Origin of the sequence: Kitasatospora sp. NPDC088160 (assembly GCF_044741445.1) — a bacterium.
Taxonomy (GTDB): Bacteria; Actinomycetota; Actinomycetes; order Streptomycetales; family Streptomycetaceae; genus Kitasatospora.
In genome coordinates this window covers 57,578-79,133 of record NZ_JBIUSS010000004.1, presented here as the reverse complement: position 1 = coordinate 79,133, position 21,556 = coordinate 57,578, and the positions used below count along the sequence as shown (strand labels likewise).

Sequence of the window (21,556 nt, the reverse complement as noted above, 5' to 3'; positions counted from 1 at the left end):
TTCGGGAAGGTGATGTGCTCGGGAGCGTGTGGCGTAGACACGCCGAGGGTCAAGAATACGGACCGGCCGCCCGGGGGGCAAACCGGCCCGTACGGCCCGGGGCGGGAAGGGTCCCGCCCCGGGCGCGTGGGCACTACTCGGCCGCCGTATCACCTTCGGCGGCCGCCGCCTTCTTGGCCGCCGCGCTCGTCCGCTTGGTCGCGGTCTTGCGGGCGGTGGTCTTCTTGGCCGCCGTGGTCGTCTTCTTGGCGGCGGTCTTCTTCGCGGCGGTCTTGCGGGCGGCCCGCTTCTTGGGCGCCGGGGCCTCCTCCGCGGGCGGCTCCTCGGCCTCGGCCTCGGTGGCCGGGGCCTCCGCCGCCGGAGCCTCGACGACGGCCTCCGCGGTCTCGACGGCCTGGGCCTCCTCCGCGGGAGCCTCGACGACGGCCTCCACGGCCTCGACGGCCTCGGGCGTCACCACGGCCGGGGCGGCCGGGTTGGCGGCCTCCAGGGCCGCCTCCAGCGCCGCGTCGGCCCGCGCCTGGAGCACCACGATCTCGGCCTCGCCCGGCGCCCCGGCCGGAGCCGTCGCCTTGCGGACCGCGCGGCGGCGGGTGCGGCCGGCCGGAGCCGCCGGGGCGGCGGGGATCTCGACCAGGTCCGGCTGGGCGGCCGGGGCCTCCTCGACGGCCTCCGCCTCGACGCCCGGGACCTCCAGGGCCAGCTGGCCCTCGATCTCCTCGCGCACCGGCTCGCCCTCGACGACCACCTCGGCCACCGCGGCCTCGACGGCCTGCGGCTCCTCGACGGCCGCCCCGCCCTTGCCCCGGCGACGGCGCTTGCTGCTGCCCGCGGCCGCCTCGGCCGACACGGCCGGGGTGTGGACGTGGGCGCTCGGCTGCTCCATGTGAACGATCACGCCGCGGCCGTTGCAGTGCACGCACGGCTCGGAGAAGGACTCCAACAGGCCCTGGCCGACCCGCTTGCGGGTCATCTGGACCAGGCCCAGCGAGGTGACCTCGGCCACCTGGTGCTTGGTCCGGTCCCGGCCCAGGCACTCCAGCAGTCGGCGCAGCACCAGGTCCCGGTTGGACTCCAGCACCATGTCGATGAAGTCGATCACGATGATGCCGCCGAGGTCGCGCAGCCGCAGCTGGCGCACGATCTCCTCGGCCGCCTCGATGTTGTTGCGGGTGACCGTCTCCTCCAGGTTGCCGCCCTGACCGACGAACTTCCCGGTGTTGACGTCGATGACGACCATCGCCTCGGTGCGGTCGATCACCAGCGAACCGCCGCTGGGCAGCCAGACCTTGCGGTCCAGCGCCTTCATCAGCTGCTCGTCGATCCGGTAGGTGGCGAACACGTCCACCTCGGAGGTCCACCGCTGGAGCCGCTCGGCGAGGTCCGGGGCCACGTTGGAGACGTAGTCGTGGATGGTGCTCCACGCCTCGTCGCCGGAGACGATGACCTTGGTGAAGTCCTCGTTGAAGATGTCGCGGACGACCCGGACGGTCATGTCCGGCTCGCCGTACAGCAGCGCGGGGGCGTTGCCGGTCGCGGCCTTCTTCTGGATGTCCTCCCACTGCTGCTGCAGCCGCTGGACGTCGCGGGTCAGCTCGTCCTCGGAGGCGCCCTCGGCGGCGGTGCGCACGATGACGCCCGCGTCGTCCGGGACGATCTTCTTGAGGATCTGCTTCAGCCGGGCGCGCTCGTTCTCGGGGAGCTTGCGCGAGATGCCGGTCATCGAGCCCTCGGGCACGTAGACCAGGTAACGGCCGGGCAGCGAGATCTGGCTGGTCAGGCGGGCGCCCTTGTGGCCGATCGGGTCCTTGGAGACCTGCACCAGCACGGACTGGCCGGACTTCAGCACCGACTCGATCCGGCGCGGGCCACCGTGGCCCAGCGCACCGAAGTTGACCTCGCCGGCGTACAGCACGGCGTTGCGGCCCTTGCCGATGTCGACGAAGGCGGCCTCCATCGACGGCAGCACGTTCTGGACCTTGCCCAGGTAGACGTTGCCGACGTACGAGGTGGCCTGCTCCTTGTTGACGTAGTGCTCGACCAGCACGCCGTCCTCGAGGACGCCGATCTGGGTCCGCTGGCCGTTCTGGCGCACCACCATGACGCGCTCGACCGACTCGCGGCGGGCCAGGAACTCGGCCTCGGTGATGATCGGCACCCGGCGGCGGCCCAGCTCGCGGCCCTCGCGGCGGCGCTGCTTCTTCGCCTCCAGACGGGTCGAGCCCTTGATGGACTGCACCTCGTCCGGGTCGAAGGACGGCTCGGTGGAACGGCGGCGCGGCTCGCGCACCTTCACCACCGTGCGGACCCCGTCCTCGGTGGTCTCGGCGGTCTCGACGGCACCGGCCTCACCGCTGCGGCGGCGACGACGGCGGCGACGGCGGGACGAGGACAGGCCGGCGGCCAGGTCGTCGTCGTCCTCGACGTCCTCCTCGACGTCCGCGGTCGGCTCCTCGACGACGGACTGCCCGGTCTCGACGGCCTCGGCCTCGAACTCCTCGGCCTCGCCACGGCGACGACGGCGGCCGCCCCGACGGCGACGGCGCGACGGACGGTCGTCCTCCCACTCGCCCTCGGTCTCCGGACCGGCGACGGGGGCCTCGACGACGGGCGCCTCGACCGGCACCTCGACGACCCGCTCGACCGGCTTCGCCTTCTCGGCGGCCTTCGCCCGCTCGATGACCTTGGCCTTCTCAGCCTTCTCGGCCTTCTCGGCGGCCTTCCTCTCGGCGGCCTTCGAACGGCTCGGCGGCTGCACCCGCACCGAAGTGCGCACCCGGCGGCGGCGGCCGACGCCGCTGTACTCGAACTCGTCCTCCTCGCGCTGCGCGGCGACCGGAGCCTCCACCGGCGCCGGAGCGGCGGCGGGCTGCTGCGGCGCCTGCGGCTGCGCGGCGGGGGCCGGGCCGGCGGCGGGCTCCTGGAACACCGGAGCCTGGAAGATCGCGGTGGACGGGCGGACCGCACGGCGGCGCACCCGGTGGGTCGGCTCGGCGGCCGGCGCGGGCTGGACGGCCACGGGCTCCTCGACCGGCTCCTCCTCGACAGGCTCCTCCGCGACGGCGGGCTCCTCGACGGAGGGCTCGACGACCTGCGCGGCCTCGACCACGCGGCGGCGACGGGCCCGGCGGGCCGGAGCGGCGGGGGCCTCCTCGGCAGCCTCCTCGGCGGCGGGGGCCTCGGCCACCGGGGCGGCGGCAGCGGGCTCCTCGGCCGGGGTCTCGGCGGCGGCCGGCGCCCCGGCGGGCGCCTCGGCGCGCTTGCGGGTGCGGCGGGCCCGGACCGGCTTCTCGGCCACCGGCTCGGCGGCCGGCTCAGCGGCGTTCTCGACCGGCTTCGCGGTCGCCTTCGCGCTCGCCTTCGCGGTCGTCTTCTCGGCGGCGGCCGGCTCGGTGGCCACGACCGGGGTCGTCTCCGGCGTCCCGGCCGGAGCCTCGGCGCGCTTGCGGGTCCGGCGGGCCCGGACCGGCTTCTCGGCCACCGGCTCGGCGGCCGGTGCGGCCTGCGCCTCGGCGACGGGCGCCTCGGCCGGAATGACCGTCTCGGCCGTCTCGGCGGCCGCACCCTGCGGGGTGCCCGCCGGGCGGGACACCGCACGGCGACGGCGGCGCGGCGGCGCCGCGGAGGTGCCCTCGCCGCCGGTCGCGGCGGTCTCGTTCTGTTCCGTCGCCGCGTTCTGCTGCGGATCGGTGTTATCGAGCATGCGGGTGGATCTCCCGTCAGGCCCCCGGGCTCCACATCCGGGCACGGCACGGCACCCGTGGCCGGCCGGCATCGTGACGATGCTCGGGCCGGACCCTTTCACGGTGCCGCCGCGCGGACGCGAGGCCGCACAGGGGCTCGTAGTCTCGCTCGGCGCCCCGCCGCTCGGCGGGGTGTCGAAAGTCTTCTGGTCTGACCAGTCTTCTGAGGTTTTCCCAAGCTGCGCCGTTCCCCAACCCCGGGTGGCTCCCGGACGGGGTTCCCGGGCCCACCGACCTTCCTGGTCGGCGGGCCTCAGGTGGCCGGCCTGTGCTGCGACGACGCTCGCTCCCCTGGGGAGCCGCGGGAACCTGGAGGACCGTCGGGCCCAGTGAGGCACTGGGCCCGGCCTCCGCCCGTCAGGCGGACGCGGCCCCGCGAACCCCGGCGGCTGTCAGCCGGCCGGAGCCGCGGCGCGGTCGAGCGCCAGCGGGTCGGTCACCGTGCCGGACTCCTCGTCGAGCGGCCCCTGCGCCAGCCTGGTCACCTCTGCGGGGACCGGCGGCGCCAGGTCGGCCGTCACACGGAGACCGGACAATACGTCGTCGGGTCGTACGGCGGGTGTGGCGTGTCGTACTACCAGGCGCAGTATCGCACAGGCACGGCCGGTCCGAACATTGCGGTCCGCTTCGGCCGCCGTGTCCGCACCGTCGACGACCTGCGGCGCGGCGATCTCGAGCACCGCCACCGGACCGCGCGCGTCGAAGACCCGCACGCCGTTCTTGGTCACGCGTTCGACCTCGACCCGCTCCGCGGCGAGGAACACCGCGACCGCGCGGGCGGCCTCCTGCGACTCGACGCCGTCCAGCCGGAGCAGCCACTCGGAGGCCTCCAGGCGCTCCACGAAGTTCGGCGTCCGGACCTCGACCGCGTCGATCACGTCCAGTCCGGTCGGCAGCGACTCGTCCAGCTGTGCCCGCAGTTCCTCCGGGTCACGGAGGGCGGCCAGGCCGATCTCCAGGTACTCCGCCTCGCTCGCCACCCCGGTCGGGGCCGCGTTGGCGTAGGACACCTTCGGGTGCGGGGTGAAGCCGGCCGAATAGGCCATCGGCACGGCGGACCGGCGCAGGGCGCGCTCGAAAGCGCGCTGGAAGTCGCGGTGGCTGGTGAAGCGGAGCCGGCCGCGCTTGGTGTAGCGGAGACGGATCCGCTGCACCGTCGGCGCGGGCGGAGGACCGTCGGGCGTACGGCGTGCCAGGGTCGCTCAGTCCTTAGTCAGTTGTCCCCGTCCGGCGCGACGGCTGCCGCCGCTGTCCGGACTCTGTCACCTCAAAGGGTACGCGCCCCGCCACCCCCCTCGTCCCGCCCCTGGTCAGCCGCACCCCGACGCCCCCGGCCGGGACGCTCCGACCGAGGGGGCGGCGCCCGCAACCCCCCGGCCACCCACGGCGAGCACGTCCCCGCAGGTGGCGGGCCGTTCTGAGGCCCTCGTCCGGCGGCGGGAAAATTCCCGGAACATCCCTGATGCCGTTCCTCCGTGTTGGGACGCCCGCCCGCTAGGCAGGATTCGAGCCGTCCGAGTGCGACTCACCCGGACCCACCGACCGCACACCGGGGGTGTGCGGCATGAGGAAGGGAACCTCCATGCGCAAGATCCTCGCCGGCCTCGCAGTGACCGGCCTCCTGTTCGCGGGCGGCGTCGCCACGGCGGGCAGCGCGTCCGCGGCGCAGGCCGGCAGCTACTGCGGGACCACCTACACGACCTGGGAGCCGCTGCTGCGCGGCGGCGAGCACAACGACGCCGTCAAGGCCCTGCAGTGCGAGCTCAACTCCTCCCTGAACACCACCCCCCTGAACGTCGACGGCGCGTTCGGACAGGACACCCTGAGCAGGGTGCTGCGGTTCCAGGCCTGTACCGGCCTCTCCCAGGACGGTCAGGTCGGCGCGCAGACCTGGGCCAAGCTGGACTCCATCAGCACCTCGACCAACTGGGCCTGCTGATCCCGCATCCGGGCCCCGCCCGACGACCGGAGGACGCGGCGGCGACACCCGCCGGCCGGCGCCTCACGCACCGGCCGTCGTCCGCTCGGCGAACGCATGGAGCCCTCCCCGATTCCCGGGGAGGGCTCCATCCGTCACGTCGAGCACGTCACGCGGCCCGGACCCACCCGATCCGCGCCACCCGCGCCACCCGCGCCATCAACTAGCCCTGCGGGTCAGCCCCGTTGACCACGGCCAGCGGCAGCAGCTTCTTCCCGGTGGGACCGATCTGGATCTTGAGGTCCATCTGCGGGCACACGCCGCAATCGAAGCACGGGGTCCAACGGCAGTCGTCGACCTCGACCTCCTCCAGGGCGTCCTGCCAGTCCTCCCAGAGCCAGTCCTTGTCGAGGCCGCTGTCCAGGTGGTCCCAGGGCAGCACCTCCTCGTAGGTGCGCTCGCGGGTGGTGTACCAGTCGACGTCGACGCCGGTGCCGGCCAGGCCCTTCTCGGCGGAGGCCATCCAGCGGTCGTAGGAGAAGTGCTCGCGCCAGCCGTCGAAGCGGCCGCCGTCCTCGTAGACGGCGCGGATGACGGCGCCGATGCGGCGGTCGCCGCGGGACAGCAGGCCCTCGACGATGCCGGGCTTGCCGTCGTGGTAGCGGTAGCCGATGTTCTTGCCGTACTTGCGGTCGCCGCGGATCGAGTCGCGCAGCTTGGCCAGCCGGGCGTCGGTGGCCTCGGCGGACAGCTGCGGGGCCCACTGGAACGGGGTGTGCGGCTTGGGCACGAACCCGCCGATGGAGACGGTGCAGCGGATGTCGTTCTGGCCGGTGACCTCGCGGCCCTTCTGGATGACGTTCTTCGCCATCGCGCCGATCTGGAGCACGTCCTCGTCGGTCTCGGTGGGCAGGCCGCACATGAAGTACAGCTTCACCTGGCGCCAGCCGTTGCCGTAGGCGGTGGCGACGGTGCGGATCAGGTCCTCCTCCGACACCATCTTGTTGATCACCTTGCGCATGCGCTCGCTGCCGCCCTCGGGGGCGAAGGTGAGGCCCGAGCGGCGGCCGTTGCGGGACAGCTCGTTGGCGAGGTCGATGTTGAAGGCGTCGACGCGGGTGGACGGCAGCGACAGGCCGATCTTGTCGTCGCTGTAGCGGTCGGCCAGGCCCTTGGCGATGTCCCCGATCTCGGTGTGGTCGGCGCTGGACAGCGACAGCAGGCCCACTTCCTCGAAACCGGTCGCCTTCAGCCCGCGCTCCACCATCTCGCCGATGCCGGTGATGCTTCGCTCCCGCACGGGGCGCGTGATCATGCCGGCCTGGCAGAAGCGGCAGCCGCGGGTGCAGCCGCGGAAGATCTCCACGGACATCCGCTCGTGCACGGTCTCCGCGAGCGGGACGAGCGGCTGCTTCGGGTAGGGCCACTCGTCGAGGTCCATCACGGTGTGCTTGGACACCCGCCACGGCACGCCCGGGGCGTTCGGCACGACGCGCCCGATCCGGCCGTCGGCCAGGTACTCCACGTCGTAGAACTTCGGCACGTACACCCCGCCGGTACGGGCGAGGCGCAGCAGCAGCTCGTCGCGTCCGCCCGGGCGGCCCTCGGCCTTCCAGCCACGGACCAGCTCGGTGATGTCGAGCACGGCCTGCTCGCCGTCGCCGACCACCGCGCAGTCGATGAAGTCCGCGATCGGCTCGGGGTTGAACGCGGCGTGGCCGCCGGCCAGGACGATCGGGTCCTCGTCGGTGCGGTCCTTGGCCTCCAGCGGGATGCCGGCCAGGTCGAGCGCGGTCAGCATGTTGGTGTAGCCGAGCTCGGTGGAGAACGACAGGCCGAACACGTCGAAGGCCTTCACCGGGCGGTGCGCGTCCACGGTGAACTGCGGGACGTCGTGCTCGCGCATCAGCGCTTCGAGGTCCGGCCAGACGCTGTAGGTGCGCTCGGCGAGCACGCCCTCGCGCTCGTTGAGCACCTCGTAGAGGATCATGACGCCCTGGTTGGGCAGGCCGACCTCGTAGGCGTCGGGGTACATCAGCGCCCAGCGGACGTCGCAGGCGTCCCAGTCCTTGACGGTCGAGTTGAGCTCGCCGCCGACGTACTGGATCGGCTTCTGGACGTGCGGGAGGAGGGCCTCCAGGCGTGGGAAGACCGATTCGACAGTCATGTACTAGGAACCCTTACGACGTGATTCGGTGCCGCGCGCATCGGCAGGCGACGGCGGGGAGGGGTGACCCTCAAGGGTAGCCCAATCCGGGGAAAGGCCCGCTGGCTCACCCCCGGGCTCACCGACGCCCGGCCCGGGCACCCGCCCGCGCTCCGGCGCGGCCGCCCCGCCCCGGCACGCGCAGTGCGCGCCCGCCGCCCGGCGCCGTCCGCCGTTGACATGCCCGGACCACCCATGCGGTACTGACAGGGCCCCGCCAGAGACCTCTGCACCCCTTCCGGACAAGGGAGTTGGGCCGTACGCTCAACCCTCGCCGACTCCCCCGGCGACCCGTCCCCGGCGCGCAGGGCCCCGCCCCCCGGCCCCGCAGGTCGCGTCCGTCGGCGCCCCCGCGCGCCCCGGCGGCCCGACAAGCCAGGCGGCCGCGCGGCCACGCGGCCACGCCCTAGGAGAGCCATGACCGACACCGACCGGCGGGTCCGCCCGCCCCGGCCCCTCGGCAGCCGGGCCGCCCGCTACCCCGCGCCGGCCCAGGCCGAGGCCGCGGCCCGGCGGCTCGCGCTGCGCCACCCGGAGCGGTGCCGGCTGCGCGAGGTGGGCCGCTCGCGGGCCGGGCGCCCGCTGCTGCTGCTGTCCGTCGACCGGGGCCCGCGCGCGGTGCTGGTCGTCGGCGGCCCGCACCCCAACGAGCCGATCGGCACAGCCGGCGCCCTGCGGCTGGCCGAGGTGCTGCTGGCGCGCCCCACCCGGCCCGGCCTGTCCTGGCACCTGCTGCTCTGCCTGGACCCGGACGGCGCCGCGCTCAACGCGGGCTGGCTGGACGGGCCGCTCACCGTGCGCCGGCACTACGAGCACTTCTTCCGCCCCTCGTTCGAGGAGCAGCCCGAACTGCTGCCGGCCGCCGACGCGGGCCGGCCCCCGATGCCGGAGAGCCTGGCGCTGACCGGCCTGATCGACGAGCTGCGCCCGTTCCTGCAGTGCTCGATGCACGGGGTGGACTTCGGCGGCGCCTTCATCCAGCTGACCGCTCCGGTGCCCGGGCTGCCCGAGCTCTTCGCCGCCTCGGTGCGCAGGGCCGGCATCCCGCTGGACGTCGACCCCTTCGACGCGGTCGGCTGGGCCAGCCCCTTCCCCGGCACCTATCTGATGCCCTCGGCGGACGGCGCGGGCCGGTCACGGGCGCTGCCGGACGAGCCGGAGCTGTCCACCTGGTCGTACGCCGGCCGTCACGGCGGGGTGACGGCCGTGCTGGAGGTGCCGATGTGGGCCGTGGACGCGGTCGGCGACGGCCGTCCGCACCCGGCGGCGGACCGGGCGGTCGGCGCCGCGGCCCGGACGCTGCGCGAGCGCGCCGAGGAGCTCTCCGGGCTGCTGGCCCACGTGCCCGCGCACACCCGGGCGGCGCACGGCGCGCTGGTGCGCGCGGCCGGGTTCACCCTGGAGTTCTGCCCGTCGGTGGCGGAGGAGTGGCTGGCCCGCTGGTGCGCCGAGCCGCTCACGGTGTCCCGGGTGACCACCGCCGAGATCGTCGCGGCCCGGATCCCGCTGCGGGTGGCGTCGACGGTGCTGCGGCTGCTGGCGGACACCGGCGGTCCGACCGTGGAGGCGGCCCGGGGCCGGGCCCGCGACATCGTCACCGAGGGCCTGGGCCTGCTTCACCACCGCTTCGGCGCCCGCTGGGTGCCGGTCCAGGAGCAGCTGGCCCACCAGGTCCGCGCGGCACTCACCGCCGCCGACCGCCTGCTCTGACCGGGGCCGAGGTCCGCCACAACCGGGCAGCAACCACCCACCCACAGAGCCCAGTTGAAAACCACCGAGGGCCGACCCGAGAGATTCCCGGGCCGACCCTCGACGGACGGACGCGCAGACGGACGCGCGGACGGACAGTCGGCTCAGGCCGCTATCGGCCGCTGGCTGCGGACCGCCTGGAGCAGCCCGATCGCGATCCAGACCGCGAACATCGACGACCCCCCGTAGGAGACGAACGGCAGCGGGATGCCCGCCACCGGCATGATGCCCAGGCACATCCCGATGTTCTCGAAGGCCTGGAAGGAGAACCAGGCGATGATCCCCGCGGCCACGATCGTCCCGTACAGGTCGGTCGCCTGCCGGGCGATCCGGCAGGCCCGCCACAGCACCACGCCGACCAGCAGGATGATCGCCAGCGCCCCGACGAAGCCCAGCTCCTCACCGGCCACCGTGAACACGAAGTCGGTCTGCTGCTCCGGCACGAACTGCCCGGTGGTCTGCGTCCCGTGGAACAGCCCCTTGCCGGTCAGCCCGCCCGAGCCGATCGCGATCCGGGCCTGCGCGGTGTTGTAGCCGACGCCGGAGGGGTCCAGCTGCGGGTTGGCGAAGGCCGCGAAGCGGTCGATCTGGTACTTGCTCAGCACCCCGAGCTTCCAGATCGCCACGCACCCGCCGGTGCCCGCCACCAGCAGCCCGAGCACCCAGCGGTTGGCCGCCCCCGAGCCGAGCAGGATGCCCAGCACGATCGCGGCCATCACCATCACCGAGCCGGCGTCCGGCATCAGCAGCACGACGCACATCGGCAGGAAGGCCCAGACCAGGCCGCGGAACACCGCCCGGTGCGAGGGGTACTCCCGCTCCCCCGCGTCCACCTGGTCGGACAGCACGACCGCCATCGCCAGCACGATCGCCAGCTTCGCGAACTCGGCGGGCTGGATGGAGAAGCCGCCGCCCAGCTGGATCCAGGAGTGCGCGCCGTTGATGGTCGAGCCCAGCGGGCTGAGCGTGGCGAGCAGCATCAGGATCACGCCGATGTACAGGAACGGCACGAGGGTGCGGAAGCGCCGGCTCCCTATCCCTATCACCACCGAGCACAGCACCAGCCCGACGACCAGGTTGGTCAGGTGCCGGTACAGGAAGTACTGCGGGTCGCCGTGGGTGAGCGAGTCCCGGCCGCGGGTGGCCGACCAGACCAGCAGGGAGCTGCCGAGCGACAGGGCCAGCGCGGCGAGCAGCAGTATCCAGTCCAGCCGCCACAGCGGCGAGTCCTTGGCCAGGGCCTTGGAGACCCCGCTGCGCTGCGGGCTCAGCCGCAGCTGCCGGTAGGAGCCGTAGGAGGTCATGCCCGCCCCCTTCCCGGGCCGCGGTTCGGTTCGAGTGCGGCCTCGGCCGCGGTGCCCGGGGCGGGCCGGTCGTTCGGCTGCGCCGGGTCCAGGAAGGCCGAGGCCGGGGCGGGCTCGCCCGGCACCTGTTCCAGGAGGGCCGGCGCCGGTCCGGGCACACCCTGCGCCTGGTTCGGCGCCGCCAGGAGGCCCGGGCCCGCGACGGCCTGCGCCGGGTCGACGGTGTTGCCGGTGTTGCCGGTGTCGGCGGTGTAGGCCGCCGGCTTGACGATCGCGGTGCCGTCCGGGTTGAACTTCGGCAGTTCGGCCTGCGGCGCGGGCAGCAGCGCCTTGCCGTTGTCGATGTTGCCCTTGTCGTCGACGCCGTACAGCGCCTGGTAGATCCGACGGACGGCGTCGCCGGAGCCGCCGGAGCCGGTGCCGCCCTGGCTTATCGTCATGACGACCGCGTAGTCCTTGCTGTACGTGGTCAGCCAGGAGGTGGTCTGCTTGCCCTCGACCTCGGCGGTGCCGGTCTTGGCGTGCAGCTCGATCTTGTTCTGCGGCCAGCCGGCGCCGGAGAACTTCCAGGCGGCGGTACCGCCGGTGATGACGCCCGCGGTGGCCTGGTCGATGTAGCTCAGCAGCTTCTGGGAGCCGGGGAACTTGCCGTCCTCGTGCGGAGCGATCTCGCGGACGAGGTCCCCGCTCGGGCTTATCACCGCCTTGGCGACGGTCGGCCGGTAGAAGGTGCCGCCGTTGGCCAGCGCCGAGTAGATCCGGGCCATCTGGACCGGGGTGACGAGCGTGTCGCCCTGGCCGATCGCGAAGTTGACGGCGTCACCGGCGCGCATCTGGTAGCCGTCGACGCAGTTCTCCTTGGCGATCTGGTCGGAGAAGCTGGTGCCGCCCTTCTGCGCCTGCGCGCACCAGGCGTCCTTGTTGTTGTCGTAGAAGGACTGCTTCCACTGCCGGTCCGGCACCCGGCCGGTGACCTCGCTGGGCAGGTCGATGCCGGTCTTGGCGCCGAGGCCGAACTGGTGGGCGGTCTTGAAGAACCAGTCGCCCGGCTCCTTCTTCGGCTTGATGCCGCCGTCCTTCATCCACTGGTCGTACGCCAGGCCGTAGAAGACGGTGTCGCAGGAGACCTCCAGCGCCTTCTCCAGGGAGATGGAGCCGAAGTTCTCGCTCTCGAAGTTCTTGAACTCACGGCCGCCGATGGTCATGCTCTTCGGGCACGCGTACGTCCCGTCCAGCGAGTAGCCGGCCTCCACGGCGGCGGTGGTGGAGACGACCTTGAAGGTCGAGCCGGGGGCGGACTGACCCTGTATGGCCCGGTTCAGCAGCGGGAAGTTGGAGTCCTTGCTGGTCAGCGACTGGTAGTCCTTGCCGGTGATGCCGCCCACCCAGAGGTTGGGGTCGTAGGTCGGCGCGCTGGCCATCGCGACGATCCGACCGGTGTGGACGTCCATCACCACGGCGGCGCCGGAGTCGGCCTCGTAGTTGCGGTTGGTGACCTTGTCGAAGGTCTTCCGGGCGTCGGCCATGGCCTGCGCCAGGTTGTCCTCGACCACCTTCTGCACCCGGGCGTCGATGCTGGTGACCAGGTTGTTGCCGGTCTGCGGGGCGGCGGTGCCGGCGGTGCCGATCACCCGGCCGAGGTTGTCCACCTCCAGTTGGGTGATGCCGGCGGTGCCGCGCAGGTCGCGGTCGTACACCGACTCCAGGCCGGCCCGGCCGATCTGGTCGGCCGGCAGGTAGCGGTCCAGGCCGGACTTGGAGGCGGTCTTGCCGACCTCCTCGTCGGTGACCGGCGAGAGGTAGCCGAGCACCTGGGCCATGTTGGCGCCCTCGGCGCCGGTGTAGCGGCGCACGGCGGTGGGCTGCGCGGTGACCCCGGGGAAGTCCTCGCGGCGTTCCATTATCTGCATCGCCTGCTGGGTGGTCGCCTCCTTGGTGACCGGGATCGGCTGGTAGGGCGAGCCGTTCCAGCAGGGCTGCGGGGTCTTGGCGTCGCAGAGCCGGGTCTTCTCCTGCACGTCCTTGGCGGGCATCCCCAGCACCTCGGCCAGCCGGCCGAGCACCGCCTTGCCGCCGTCCTTCTGCTGCAACAGCGAGGTGCGGCTGACCGAGACCACCAGCCGGGCCTCGTTGCCGGCCAGGATCCGCCCGGAGGCGTCCAGGATCTCGCCGCGGACGGCCGGTTCGACCACCTCACGGATGTGGTTGCCGGTCGCCTTGGCGGTGTAGACGCTGGCGTTGCGGATCTGCAGGTACCACAGCCGCCCGCCGAGAGTGGCGAGCAGCGACAGGACCAGGATCTGCAGCACCACCAGACGGATCGTCACCCGCCGGGTACGGCCGGTCTCGGGGATGTTGCTCACGTCTCGTGCGCTCCAGGATGCGGGAAGTCGGGAGGTCGGGGGCCGGGCCGGTTACGGGCGCCGGGCGAAGCCGGGCATGCGCCGCTTCTTGTAGGACGGGCCGGCCGAGGCCTCGCGCGTGGTGCGGTAGCGGGCCAGCGTGCCCAGACCGGAGCCGCCCTCGTCGTCATCGGTGGCCGCGGTCACCGGGTCGCGCCCGAAGCGGCGGCCGACCAGCATCACCAGCGGCACCACGAACGGCGCCAGCAGCACGTCGTACAGCAGGGCGCTGACCACCAGGCCGCCGAGGCCGACGTGCCGGGCCGCGGTGTCGCCGACCAGGGCGCCGACCATCGCGTACAGCAGGGTGGAGGCGACCGCCGCGGCGGCCACCACCATCAGCGCGCTGGACACCGACCGCTGGCGGCCGTGGTCCGGGCGCAGCAGCCCGGCGGCGTAGCCCATCAGGCAGAGCACCAGCGCGTAGCGGCCGATCGCGTGGTCGGAGGGCGGCGCGAGGTCGGCGAGCAGGCCGGCCGAGAAGCCGACCACGCAGCCGCCGGACGGCCCGTAGACCAGGGCCAGGCCGACCACGACGAGCAGCAGTATGTCCGGGGTGGCCCCCGGGAGCTGGAGCCGGCCGAAGACGCTGACCTGGAGGATCAGGCCGAGCAGGATCAGGCCGGCGGAGACGGGGATGCGGGCGAGGCGCATGGCTCAGTTCCCCCCAGTGGGCTTGGCGGGCGGGGCGGCGGGCGCGGCCGGGGCGGCCTGTCCCTGGGCGGGGGCCGGCGGCAGGACGGCGTCGCGCGGGTCGGCGCGCGGCGGCACGACCACCACGCCGACCAGGTCCAGCCGGGTGAACTGGACGAAGGGCTCGACCAGGATGGTCTTGGTCAGCTGGCCCGGGGTGGCCTCGACCTCGACGACCTTGCCGACCGGCACGCCGGGCACGAACGGGCGGCCGCTCTGCGAGCCGAAGGTGACCAGCCGGTCGCCGGCCTTGACCTGGGCCTTGCCGTTGAGCAGCGAGACCTTCATCGGGCTGGTGCCGCCGCCGGAGGCGAAGCCGATCTCGCCGCTGGCCTCCAGCCGGGTGCCGGCCGAGAAGCCGGGGTCGGAGGCGAGCAGCACGGTGGCGGTGGTCGGGGCGACGGTGGTGATCCGGCCGACCAGGCCCTGACCGTTGATCACCGTCATGTCGCGGGTGAGGCCGTCGTCGCTGCCGGCGTCGATGGTGATGGTCCAGGAGAAGCCCTGGGCCGGGCCGATCGCGATGACCTGGGCGGCCTTGACGGTGTAGCCGCCGGCGCCGGCGGTGCGCAGCAGGTCGTCGAGCTGCTTGGTGCGCCCGGTGGCCATGTCGGAGGAGGCGAGCTTCTGCCGCAGTTCGGTGTTCTCGCGGGCGAGCTGGTCGGTGCGGCCGTTGTTGGACGCGGCGTCGCGGAAGGCCCGGACGGTGTCGGCGACCGGGTCGACGACGGTGGCGGCGCCGCGCTCGACCGGACCGAGGACGCTGGCGGCGGCGTGTCGGGCACCGCCGAGGGGGGAGCTCTCACCGCCCTTGATGTCCACGGTGACGAGTGCGAAGGCGACGGCCACCAGCAGGATGAGCAGCAGCCGGCTCTCTCGTGTGTCCCTCACGGTGCTGGTACTGCCCCTTCGTACCTGGTCGGCCGCCCGGGCTGTGGGGCCCGGGCGGCAGCCCGTTCAGTTGAGTGTCGGATGTCTCGGTGGTGCTAACGGCGCGGGGAGGCGTCCAGTACCTGCTGGAGCGCCTCGAACTCCTCGACGCACTTGCCGGAGCCGAGCGCGACCGAGTCGAGCGGGTTCTCGGCGATGTGGATCGGCATGCCGGTCTCGCGGCGCAGCCGCTCGTCGAGGCCGCGCAGCAGGGCGCCGCCGCCGGTGAGCACGATGCCGCGGTCCATCACGTCGCCGGCCAGCTCGGGCGGGCACTGGTCGAGGGTGGTCTTCACGGCGTCGATGATCGAGTTGACCGGCTCGTCGATGGCCTCGCGGACCTCGGCGGCGGAGATGACCACGGTCTTGGGCAGGCCGCTGACCAGGTCGCGGCCGCGGATCTCGGCGTGCTCGTCCTTCTCGCCCTCCAGGCCGAAGGCGCTGCCGATGCTCATCTTGATCTGCTCGGCGCTGCGCTCGCCGAGGAGCAGCGAGTACTCCTTCTTGATGTGCTGGACGATCGCGTTGTCCAGCTCGTCGCCGGCGACCCGGATGGACTGGGCGGTGACGATGCCGCCGAGGGAGATGACCGCGACCTCGGTGGTGCCGCCGCCGATGTCGACGACCATGTTGCCGGTGGCCTCGTGGACGGGCAGCCCGGCGCCGATGGCGGCGGCCATCGGCTCCTCGATGATGTGCACCTGGCGGGCGCCGGCCTGCGAGGAGGCCTCGATCACGGCGCGGCGCTCGACCCCGGTGATGCCGGAGGGCACGCAGACCACGACCCGGGGACGGGCGAGGTAGCGGCGGCGGTGGATCTTGAGGATGAAGTAGCGGAGCATCCGCTCGGTGATCTCGAAGTCGGCGATCACGCCGTCCTTGAGCGGGCGGATGGCGACGATGTTGCCCGGCGTCCGGCCGATCATCTTCTTCGCCTCGGCACCGACCGCCAGGATGCCGCCGGTGTTGGTGTTCACCGCGACGACGGACGGCTCGTTGAGGACGATCCCCTTGCCCCTGACGTACACCAGCGTGTTGGCAGTTCCAAGGTCGATCGCCAAGTCGCGGCCGATGAACGACAGGTTGCTCGCCATGGGGTGTGGTTGCCTTCCCGGGCTCGGAGTTCATGGGGGTGGGACGAGAGCGCGCCCACGCTCGGGCGGAGCCAGCTGAGCTGCCTTACCGGGCCCTTGAGTCGCGTCCATCGTAGTCACGCGGCGCGGTACGGACGTCGATGCGGGGCATACCGTCCATTGTCCGGAGCGTGTTCGCTTCTCCGGGCATTGGGACGCCGTGTCGGCGCCACTGGTTGCTTATTTCACGATAAAAGTGCCCCGGCCGGGCCAATGGTCCCGACCGGGGCAGTGCCAAGGTCCCTCGGGCGTGTCGCCCGGCTGGACTCAGGCGTGCGCCGGGAAGAAGATCTTGATCTCGCGCTCGGCCGACTCCGGGGAGTCCGAGGCGTGGATCAGGTTCTCGCGGGTGATCGTCGCGTAGTCGCCGCGGATGGTGCCGGCCCCGGCCTCCAGCGGGTTGGTCGCACCGGCCAGCATCCGGATGCCGCGGACGACCTCCTCGCCCTCGACGATCAGCGCGATCGACGGGCCGGAGGTCATGAACTCCAGCAGCGGCTCGTAGAACGGGCGGCCGACGTGCTCCGCGTAGTGCTGCTCCAGCGTCGCCCGGTCGAAGGTGCGCAGCTCGACGGCGGTGAGCCGCCAGCCGGCCTTGCGCTCGATGCGGCTGATGATCTCGCCGGCCAGGCCACGCTGGACGGCGTCGGGCTTGAGCAGGACGAGAGTGCGCTGGGACACGGTGCGTCTCCTGGGGATTCGGTACGGCAAGGCAGTCGGGCCGACGGGCGGGAGCCGACACGGCAGAGATTACCTTGCGTGTGCGGCGTGTCGGCCCGCCGGTCCGGGCCCTAGACCGGTACGGCGGCCGCCTCGGCGGCGGCCCTGGCGGCCTTGAACTCGTCCACCTTGCGGCCGTAGTGCACCGAGCACCACCACAGGCCGGCGAAGACCACACCGAGGCCGAACATGGTCGGCAGGATGAAGCCGCTGGCGATCAGTCCGATCTGCAGCGCCCAGCCGACGGCCACCGCACCAGGGCGGTTGATCATGCCGCAGAGCGCGATGCAGAGCGCCATGACGATCCCGGTGACGATCCAGATCGTGGCCGTGGAGACGCTGGACAGCTGCATCGCGACCAGCGCGGCGAACATGGCCAGGAGCGCCTCGCCGATCAGGGTCGAGGAGCAGAGGGTCCTCATGTCACTTCCTCCCGAGCAGCAGGCGGGCCTCGCCCACCGTGATGACCGAACCGGTGACCAGCACCCCGGCGCCGCCGAGGTCGCCCTCCTCCTCGGCGAGGGTGACGGCGGCCGCGATGGCGTCGTCGAGCCGGGGCTCGACCTGGACGCGGTCCTCGCCGAAGATGTCGACGGCCAGCGCCGCCAACTCGTCGACGTCCATCGCGCGGTGGGTGGAGTTCTGGGTGATGACGACCTCGGCGAGGATCGGCTCGAAGGCCTCCAGCACGCCGGCCACGTCCTTGTCCCCGGAGGTGCCGATCACGCCGACGAGCCGGGTGAAGCCGAAGGACTCGCCCAGGGCGGCGACGGTGGCGCGGGCGCCGTGCGGGTTGTGCGCGGCGTCCAGGACGATCGTGGGGCTGCGGCGGACGACCTCCAGGCGGCCGGGCGAGGAGACGCCGGAGAAGGCCTGGCGGACCTTGTCCACGTCGAGCTGCCCGCCTCGGGCGCCGCCGACGCCGAAGAAGGCCTCGACCGCGGCCAGCGCCAGCACCGCGTTGTGCGCCTGGTGCTCGCCGTGCAGCGGGATGAAGACGTCCTCGTACTCCTCGCCGCCGAGCCCGCGCAGCGTCACCAGCTGGCCGCCGACGCCGAGCTCACGGCGGATCACGCCGAACTCCATGCCCTCGCGGGCCACCGTGGCGTCGACCTCGACGGCGCGACGCAGGATGTTCTGGGCGGCGTCCAGCTGCTGCTGGGCGACGACGGCGACGGCTCCGGACTTGACGATCCCGGACTTCTCGACCGCGATCTCGCCGGTGGTCTCGCCGAGCTTGTCGGTGTGGTCCAGCCCGATCGGGGTGATCACGGCGACGGCGGCGTCGATGACGTTGGTGGCGTCCCAGGAACCGCCCATGCCGACCTCGACCACGGCGACGTCCACCGGGGCGTCGGCGAAGGCGGCGTAGGCCATGCCGGTCAGCACCTCGAAGAAGGACATCGGCACCGGCTGCGCCGCGTCGACCATCTGCACGTACGGCTCGATGTCGCGGTAGACCTCGACGAAGCGCTCGGGGGTGATCGGGGCGCCGTCCAGGGTGATCCGCTCGGTGACACTCTCCACGTGCGGGCTGGTGTAGCGGCCCGTGCGCAGTTCGAAGGTGTTGAGCAGCTGCTCGATCATCCGGGCGGTGGAGGTCTTGCCGTTGGTCCCGGTGATGTGGATGGAGGGGAAGGACCGCTGGGGCTGGCCCAGGATGTCCATCAGCGCCTCGATCCGGTCGAGCGAGGGCTCCAGCTTGTTCTCCGGCCAGCGCTTGGAGAGCTCCACCTCGACATCGCGCAGGGTGTCGTCGGTGTCGCCGTCGGCGGGACGGAGGGTGTACGGGTTCGGGTCGGCCTTGTCACTCACGACCACAGTCTACGGAGGGTTGGCGGGCCGTCCTCACGGGGTGAGAACGACCACTTTGGTCGGGGTTTCCAATTTGCCCCCTTTACTATCTCTTTGGCGAGTTTGAACCGCAATGAAGCATCGATTCGCACCCCCTGGAGCCGCACCGCCTTTGATCATGAGGAGTACCACGCCATGCCCGACGCCCTGCACGACTGGATCGTGCTCCGCCAGGACGCCGTCGTCTGGTTCGCCGGACTGGTCTCACTGGCGCTCGTCGGCTACATGGCCTTCGTCTTCGGACGCTTCCTCCTGTACTGGGCCGGCTCCCGGCACGCCTTCCGGCACAACCGGCCCGCCGAGCCCGGCGACCCGGCCGCCTTCCAGTGGCACCTGGTGATCCCCTGCCGCGACGAGGAGGCCGTGGTCACCCAGACCCTGGCCGGCCTACGCGAGAACGCACCCGAGGCCCACCTGTGGGTGATCGACGACGACAGCGAGGACGCCACCCGCGACCTCGTCCTCGCCGCCGCGGCCCACGACGACCGCGTCCACCTCGTCCAGCGCCGCCGCCCGCACGCCCGGATCGGCAAGGGCGCCGCCCTCAACGCCGCCTACCGCGAGATCACCGCCTGGCTGCCCGGGGGCACCGACCGCTCCCGCGTGGTGATCGGCGTCGTCGACGCCGACGGACGGCTCGACCCCGGCACCCTTCCCCAGGTCTGCAACGACAAGGCACTCGGCCGCCCCGACACCGGCGCCGTCCAGATCGGCGTGCGGATGCGCAACGCCGACGACGAACTCCCGCTGCCCGGCCGAGGCCGCGCCGCCAACGCGTTCGCCCGCGCCCTGGTCCGGATGCAGGACGTCGAGTTCCAGGCCAACAACGCCGGCATGCAGCTGCTGCGCCGCCGCACCGGCAGCGTCGGCCTCGGCGGGAACGGCCAGTTCGTCCGCCTCACCGCCCTCGACTCGCTCACCGCCGAGGAGGGCCGGGCCGGCCGCCCCTGGCCCGAGCGCGCCCTGCTGGAGGACTACGAGTCCGGCCTCGACCTGCGCCTGGCCGGCTGGCGCCTCACCCACGTCACCGAGACCCAGGTCTCCCAGGAGGGCCTGATCTCGCTGCGCCGCTTCCTCACCCAGCGCACCCGCTGGGCCCAGGGCAACATGCAGTGCCTGCGCTACACCGGCCGGGTGCTGCGCTCCCCCTTCTACACCTGGTCCGGCAAGGCCGAGGTGCTGTACACCTTCCTCCAGCCCGTCGTCTGCGTCCTGCTGGTCCTGCTGTTCCCGCTCTCGCTCGGGATCACCGCGGCCGGGCTGGTGCTCTTCCCCGCCGAAACCGCAGACTTCCACGTCAGGTTCGGCCCGTGGATGCTGCTCGCCTTCGCGGTCGCCACCCTGCCGATGATGCTCTGGGGCTTCGCCTACCGCCGGCTCGTCCACCCCGACCGCGGCCGGCTCACCGGGCTGCTCTGGGGCGTCCTGATCTGGCTCTACGCCTACCACCTCTTCGTGGTCGCCACCCGGGCCGCAGCCCGGATGCTGCTCGGCCGCAACGGCTGGGCCAAGACCCGGCGCAACGCCGAGAAGGTCGCCCTCGGCGCCCCCACCGCCCTCGAGTCCTGAGCCTCGGTCCTGAGCCCCGCGCCTGAGCCCCGCGCCCGAGCCCCGCGCCCGAGCCCCGCGCCCGAGCCCTGAGCAGCCCCACCCCCTCGGAGCCTCCCCATGAGCATGTGCCTTGCCCCCGCCAGCGTCGCCGTCGTCCTCGGCACCCGCCCCGAACTGGTCAAGCTCGCCCCGCTGATCCACGAACTCGGCGACGCCACCCGCCTGGTGCACACCGGCCAGCACTGGGACGAGGCGATGTCCGGCCGCTTCCTGCGCGACCTCGACCTGCCCCGCCCCGAACTGCTCACCGGCGTCGGCGGGCGCCCCCGGGCCGGCCAGATCGCCCAGTCCCTCGGCCAGCTGGACGCCGCCTTCGCCGAGGACCGCCCCGCCGCCGTGGTCGTCCAGGGCGACACCAACGCCACCCTCGCCGGGGCGCTGGCCGCCAACGCCCGGGAGATCCCGCTGGTGCACGTCGAGGCCGGGCTGCGCAGCTTCGACCGGGCGATGCCCGAGGAGCACAACCGGGTGATGGTCGACCACGTCTCCGACCTGCTCTGCGCCGCCACCGGGGACAACGTCGCCAACCTGCGGGCCGAGGCCCTCGCCGAGGAGCGGATCGCGCTCACCGGCAACACCGTCGTCGAGGTGGTCCGCCGCCAGCTGCCGGCCGCGGCCGACCGCGCCGCGCTGCTCGCCGCGCACGGGCTGCGCCCGGACGGCTACGTGCTGGCCACCGTGCACCGCCCGGAGAACACCGACACCGCCGAGGCACTGGGCGCCGTGCTGGCCGAACTGGACCGGATCGCCCGGGCGGGCACCCCGGTGCTGTTCCCGATGCATCCGCGTACCCGGGCCGCCGTCGAGCGCTTCGCGCTGGACGCCCTGCTGGAGCACCTGGCCGTCACCGGGCCGGTCGGGTACGCCGACTTCCTGGGCCTGGCGAGCCACGCCGCGCTACTGGTCTCCGACTCCGGCGGCGTGCAGGAGGAGTGCACCGTGCTCGGCCGCCCGCTGCTGGTGGTGCGCCGCTCCACCGAGCGTCCGGAGGCGGTGGCGGCGGGCTTCGCCGCGCTGGTGGGCCCCGACGAGGACCTGGGCGCGCTGGCCCGGACCTGGCTGGCCGACACCCCCGAGCGGCTCGCCCGGCTCGCGGCCACCCCGAGCCCGTACGGCGACGGCCTGGCCTCGGCGCGGATCGCCGCGCTCACCGCCGCGGTCGCCGAGCCGGCCGAGCCCGGAGCAGCCGACTCCAGGGCACGGCCGTCGGCCGCCTAGCGCCCTCTTGACAGCCGGATTGGTCTACTCCACCTTGTGAGTCAAGTCTCCTCCCACGACAGGGACTTGAGTTGT

At 72.9% G+C, this 21,556-nt stretch carries 15 protein-coding genes; 4 read left to right on the top strand and 11 right to left on the bottom strand.

The annotated features are described in order from the left end of the window. Positions 1–133 precede the first annotated feature (133 nt). Positions 134–3,703, bottom strand: a complete 3,570-nt coding sequence (locus ACIOGZ_RS07150; protein WP_363586416.1) for an Rne/Rng family ribonuclease — start codon at positions 3,701–3,703, stop codon at positions 134–136. A 432-nt stretch (positions 3,704–4,135) separates the two neighbouring features. Beyond that, on the bottom strand, positions 4,136–4,897 hold the full coding sequence (locus ACIOGZ_RS07145; RefSeq protein WP_363629191.1) for a TIGR03936 family radical SAM-associated protein: 762 nt from the start codon (positions 4,895–4,897) through the stop codon (positions 4,136–4,138). Positions 4,898–5,307: 410 nt separating this feature from the next. Between ACIOGZ_RS07145 and ACIOGZ_RS07140 the strand changes: the two genes are divergently transcribed. Next, positions 5,308–5,682: a peptidoglycan-binding domain-containing protein gene (locus tag ACIOGZ_RS07140; RefSeq protein ID WP_363586418.1), complete on the top strand. Its 375-nt coding sequence runs from the start codon at positions 5,308–5,310 to the stop codon at positions 5,680–5,682. Positions 5,683–5,884: 202 nt separating this feature from the next. Here ACIOGZ_RS07140 and ACIOGZ_RS07135 read toward each other — a convergent pair whose 3' ends face one another. After that, positions 5,885–7,828, bottom strand: a complete 1,944-nt coding sequence (locus ACIOGZ_RS07135) for a TIGR03960 family B12-binding radical SAM protein (protein WP_363586419.1) — start codon at positions 7,826–7,828, stop codon at positions 5,885–5,887. A 456-nt stretch (positions 7,829–8,284) separates the two neighbouring features. On the opposite strand from ACIOGZ_RS07135, the gene ACIOGZ_RS07130 reads away from it, so the two are divergent. Then, complete coding sequence (locus ACIOGZ_RS07130) at positions 8,285–9,577, top strand: M14 family zinc carboxypeptidase (protein WP_363586420.1); 1,293 nt, start codon at positions 8,285–8,287, stop codon at positions 9,575–9,577. A gap of 143 nt (positions 9,578–9,720) precedes the next feature. Here the strand turns inward: ACIOGZ_RS07130 and rodA are convergent, their stop codons facing one another. The 8 genes from rodA to ACIOGZ_RS07090 form a co-directional block, all read right to left on the bottom strand. Further along, positions 9,721–10,920, bottom strand: a complete 1,200-nt coding sequence (gene rodA / locus ACIOGZ_RS07125; RefSeq protein WP_363586421.1) for a rod shape-determining protein RodA — start codon at positions 10,918–10,920, stop codon at positions 9,721–9,723. Beyond that, positions 10,917–13,283: a penicillin-binding protein 2 gene (gene mrdA / locus ACIOGZ_RS07120; RefSeq protein WP_400985145.1), complete on the bottom strand. Its 2,367-nt coding sequence runs from the start codon at positions 13,281–13,283 to the stop codon at positions 10,917–10,919. Before mrdA ends, rodA begins: the two co-directional genes overlap by 4 nt. A 51-nt stretch (positions 13,284–13,334) precedes the next feature. Further along, a complete protein-coding gene (gene mreD, locus ACIOGZ_RS07115; protein ID WP_363586423.1) occupies positions 13,335–13,976 on the bottom strand; it encodes a rod shape-determining protein MreD in 642 nt (213 codons plus the stop codon). Between the two features lie 3 nt (positions 13,977–13,979). Then, on the bottom strand, positions 13,980–14,906 hold the full coding sequence (gene mreC / locus ACIOGZ_RS07110) for a rod shape-determining protein MreC (RefSeq protein WP_363586424.1): 927 nt from the start codon (positions 14,904–14,906) through the stop codon (positions 13,980–13,982). Positions 14,907–15,001: 95 nt separating this feature from the next. Further along, the gene (locus ACIOGZ_RS07105; protein WP_031076009.1) at positions 15,002–16,027 is read right to left on the bottom strand and encodes a rod shape-determining protein; all 1,026 of its coding nucleotides are present in this window, start codon (positions 16,025–16,027) and stop codon (positions 15,002–15,004) included. 318 nt (positions 16,028–16,345) lie between these two features. Then, complete coding sequence (gene ndk / locus ACIOGZ_RS07100; protein WP_063347562.1) at positions 16,346–16,759, bottom strand: nucleoside-diphosphate kinase; 414 nt, start codon at positions 16,757–16,759, stop codon at positions 16,346–16,348. Between the two features lie 110 nt (positions 16,760–16,869). Further along, complete coding sequence (locus ACIOGZ_RS07095) at positions 16,870–17,220, bottom strand: DUF4233 domain-containing protein (RefSeq protein WP_063347563.1); 351 nt, start codon at positions 17,218–17,220, stop codon at positions 16,870–16,872. 1 nt (position 17,221) lies between these two features. After that, entirely contained in the window at positions 17,222–18,613 is a 1,392-nt protein-coding gene (locus ACIOGZ_RS07090) for a bifunctional folylpolyglutamate synthase/dihydrofolate synthase (RefSeq protein WP_400985143.1), read from the bottom strand. Between the two features lie 174 nt (positions 18,614–18,787). On the opposite strand from ACIOGZ_RS07090, the gene ACIOGZ_RS07085 reads away from it, so the two are divergent. Together ACIOGZ_RS07085 and wecB are read left to right on the top strand one after the other, a co-directional pair. After that, positions 18,788–20,221, top strand: coding sequence for a glycosyltransferase family 2 protein (locus ACIOGZ_RS07085; protein WP_363629185.1), 1,434 nt, complete (start codon positions 18,788–18,790; stop codon positions 20,219–20,221). Between the two features lie 99 nt (positions 20,222–20,320). Then, positions 20,321–21,481 carry a non-hydrolyzing UDP-N-acetylglucosamine 2-epimerase gene (gene wecB / locus ACIOGZ_RS07080; RefSeq protein ID WP_400985141.1) on the top strand — a complete coding sequence of 387 codons (1,161 nt, stop codon included), beginning with the start codon at positions 20,321–20,323 and terminating at the stop codon, positions 21,479–21,481. The last annotated feature ends 75 nt before the right edge of the window (positions 21,482–21,556 follow it).

Excerpts from the sequence above, each read along its gene's own strand:
- ACIOGZ_RS07150 (WP_363586416.1), bottom strand. The coding sequence starts at position 3,703 with ATGCTCGATAACACCGATCCGCAGCAGAACGCGGCGACGGAACAGAAC.
- ACIOGZ_RS07140 (WP_363586418.1), top strand. The coding sequence starts at position 5,308 with ATGAGGAAGGGAACCTCCATGCGCAAGATCCTCGCCGGCCTCGCAGTG.
- ACIOGZ_RS07135 (WP_363586419.1), bottom strand. The coding sequence starts at position 7,828 with ATGACTGTCGAATCGGTCTTCCCACGCCTGGAGGCCCTCCTCCCGCAC.
- ACIOGZ_RS07130 (WP_363586420.1), top strand. The coding sequence starts at position 8,285 with ATGACCGACACCGACCGGCGGGTCCGCCCGCCCCGGCCCCTCGGCAGC.
- rodA (WP_363586421.1), bottom strand. The coding sequence starts at position 10,920 with ATGACCTCCTACGGCTCCTACCGGCAGCTGCGGCTGAGCCCGCAGCGC.
- mreD (WP_363586423.1), bottom strand. The coding sequence starts at position 13,976 with ATGCGCCTCGCCCGCATCCCCGTCTCCGCCGGCCTGATCCTGCTCGGC.
- ACIOGZ_RS07095 (WP_063347563.1), bottom strand. The coding sequence starts at position 17,220 with ATGAGGACCCTCTGCTCCTCGACCCTGATCGGCGAGGCGCTCCTGGCC.
- ACIOGZ_RS07085 (WP_363629185.1), top strand. The coding sequence starts at position 18,788 with ATGCCCGACGCCCTGCACGACTGGATCGTGCTCCGCCAGGACGCCGTC.
- wecB (WP_400985141.1), top strand. The coding sequence starts at position 20,321 with ATGAGCATGTGCCTTGCCCCCGCCAGCGTCGCCGTCGTCCTCGGCACC.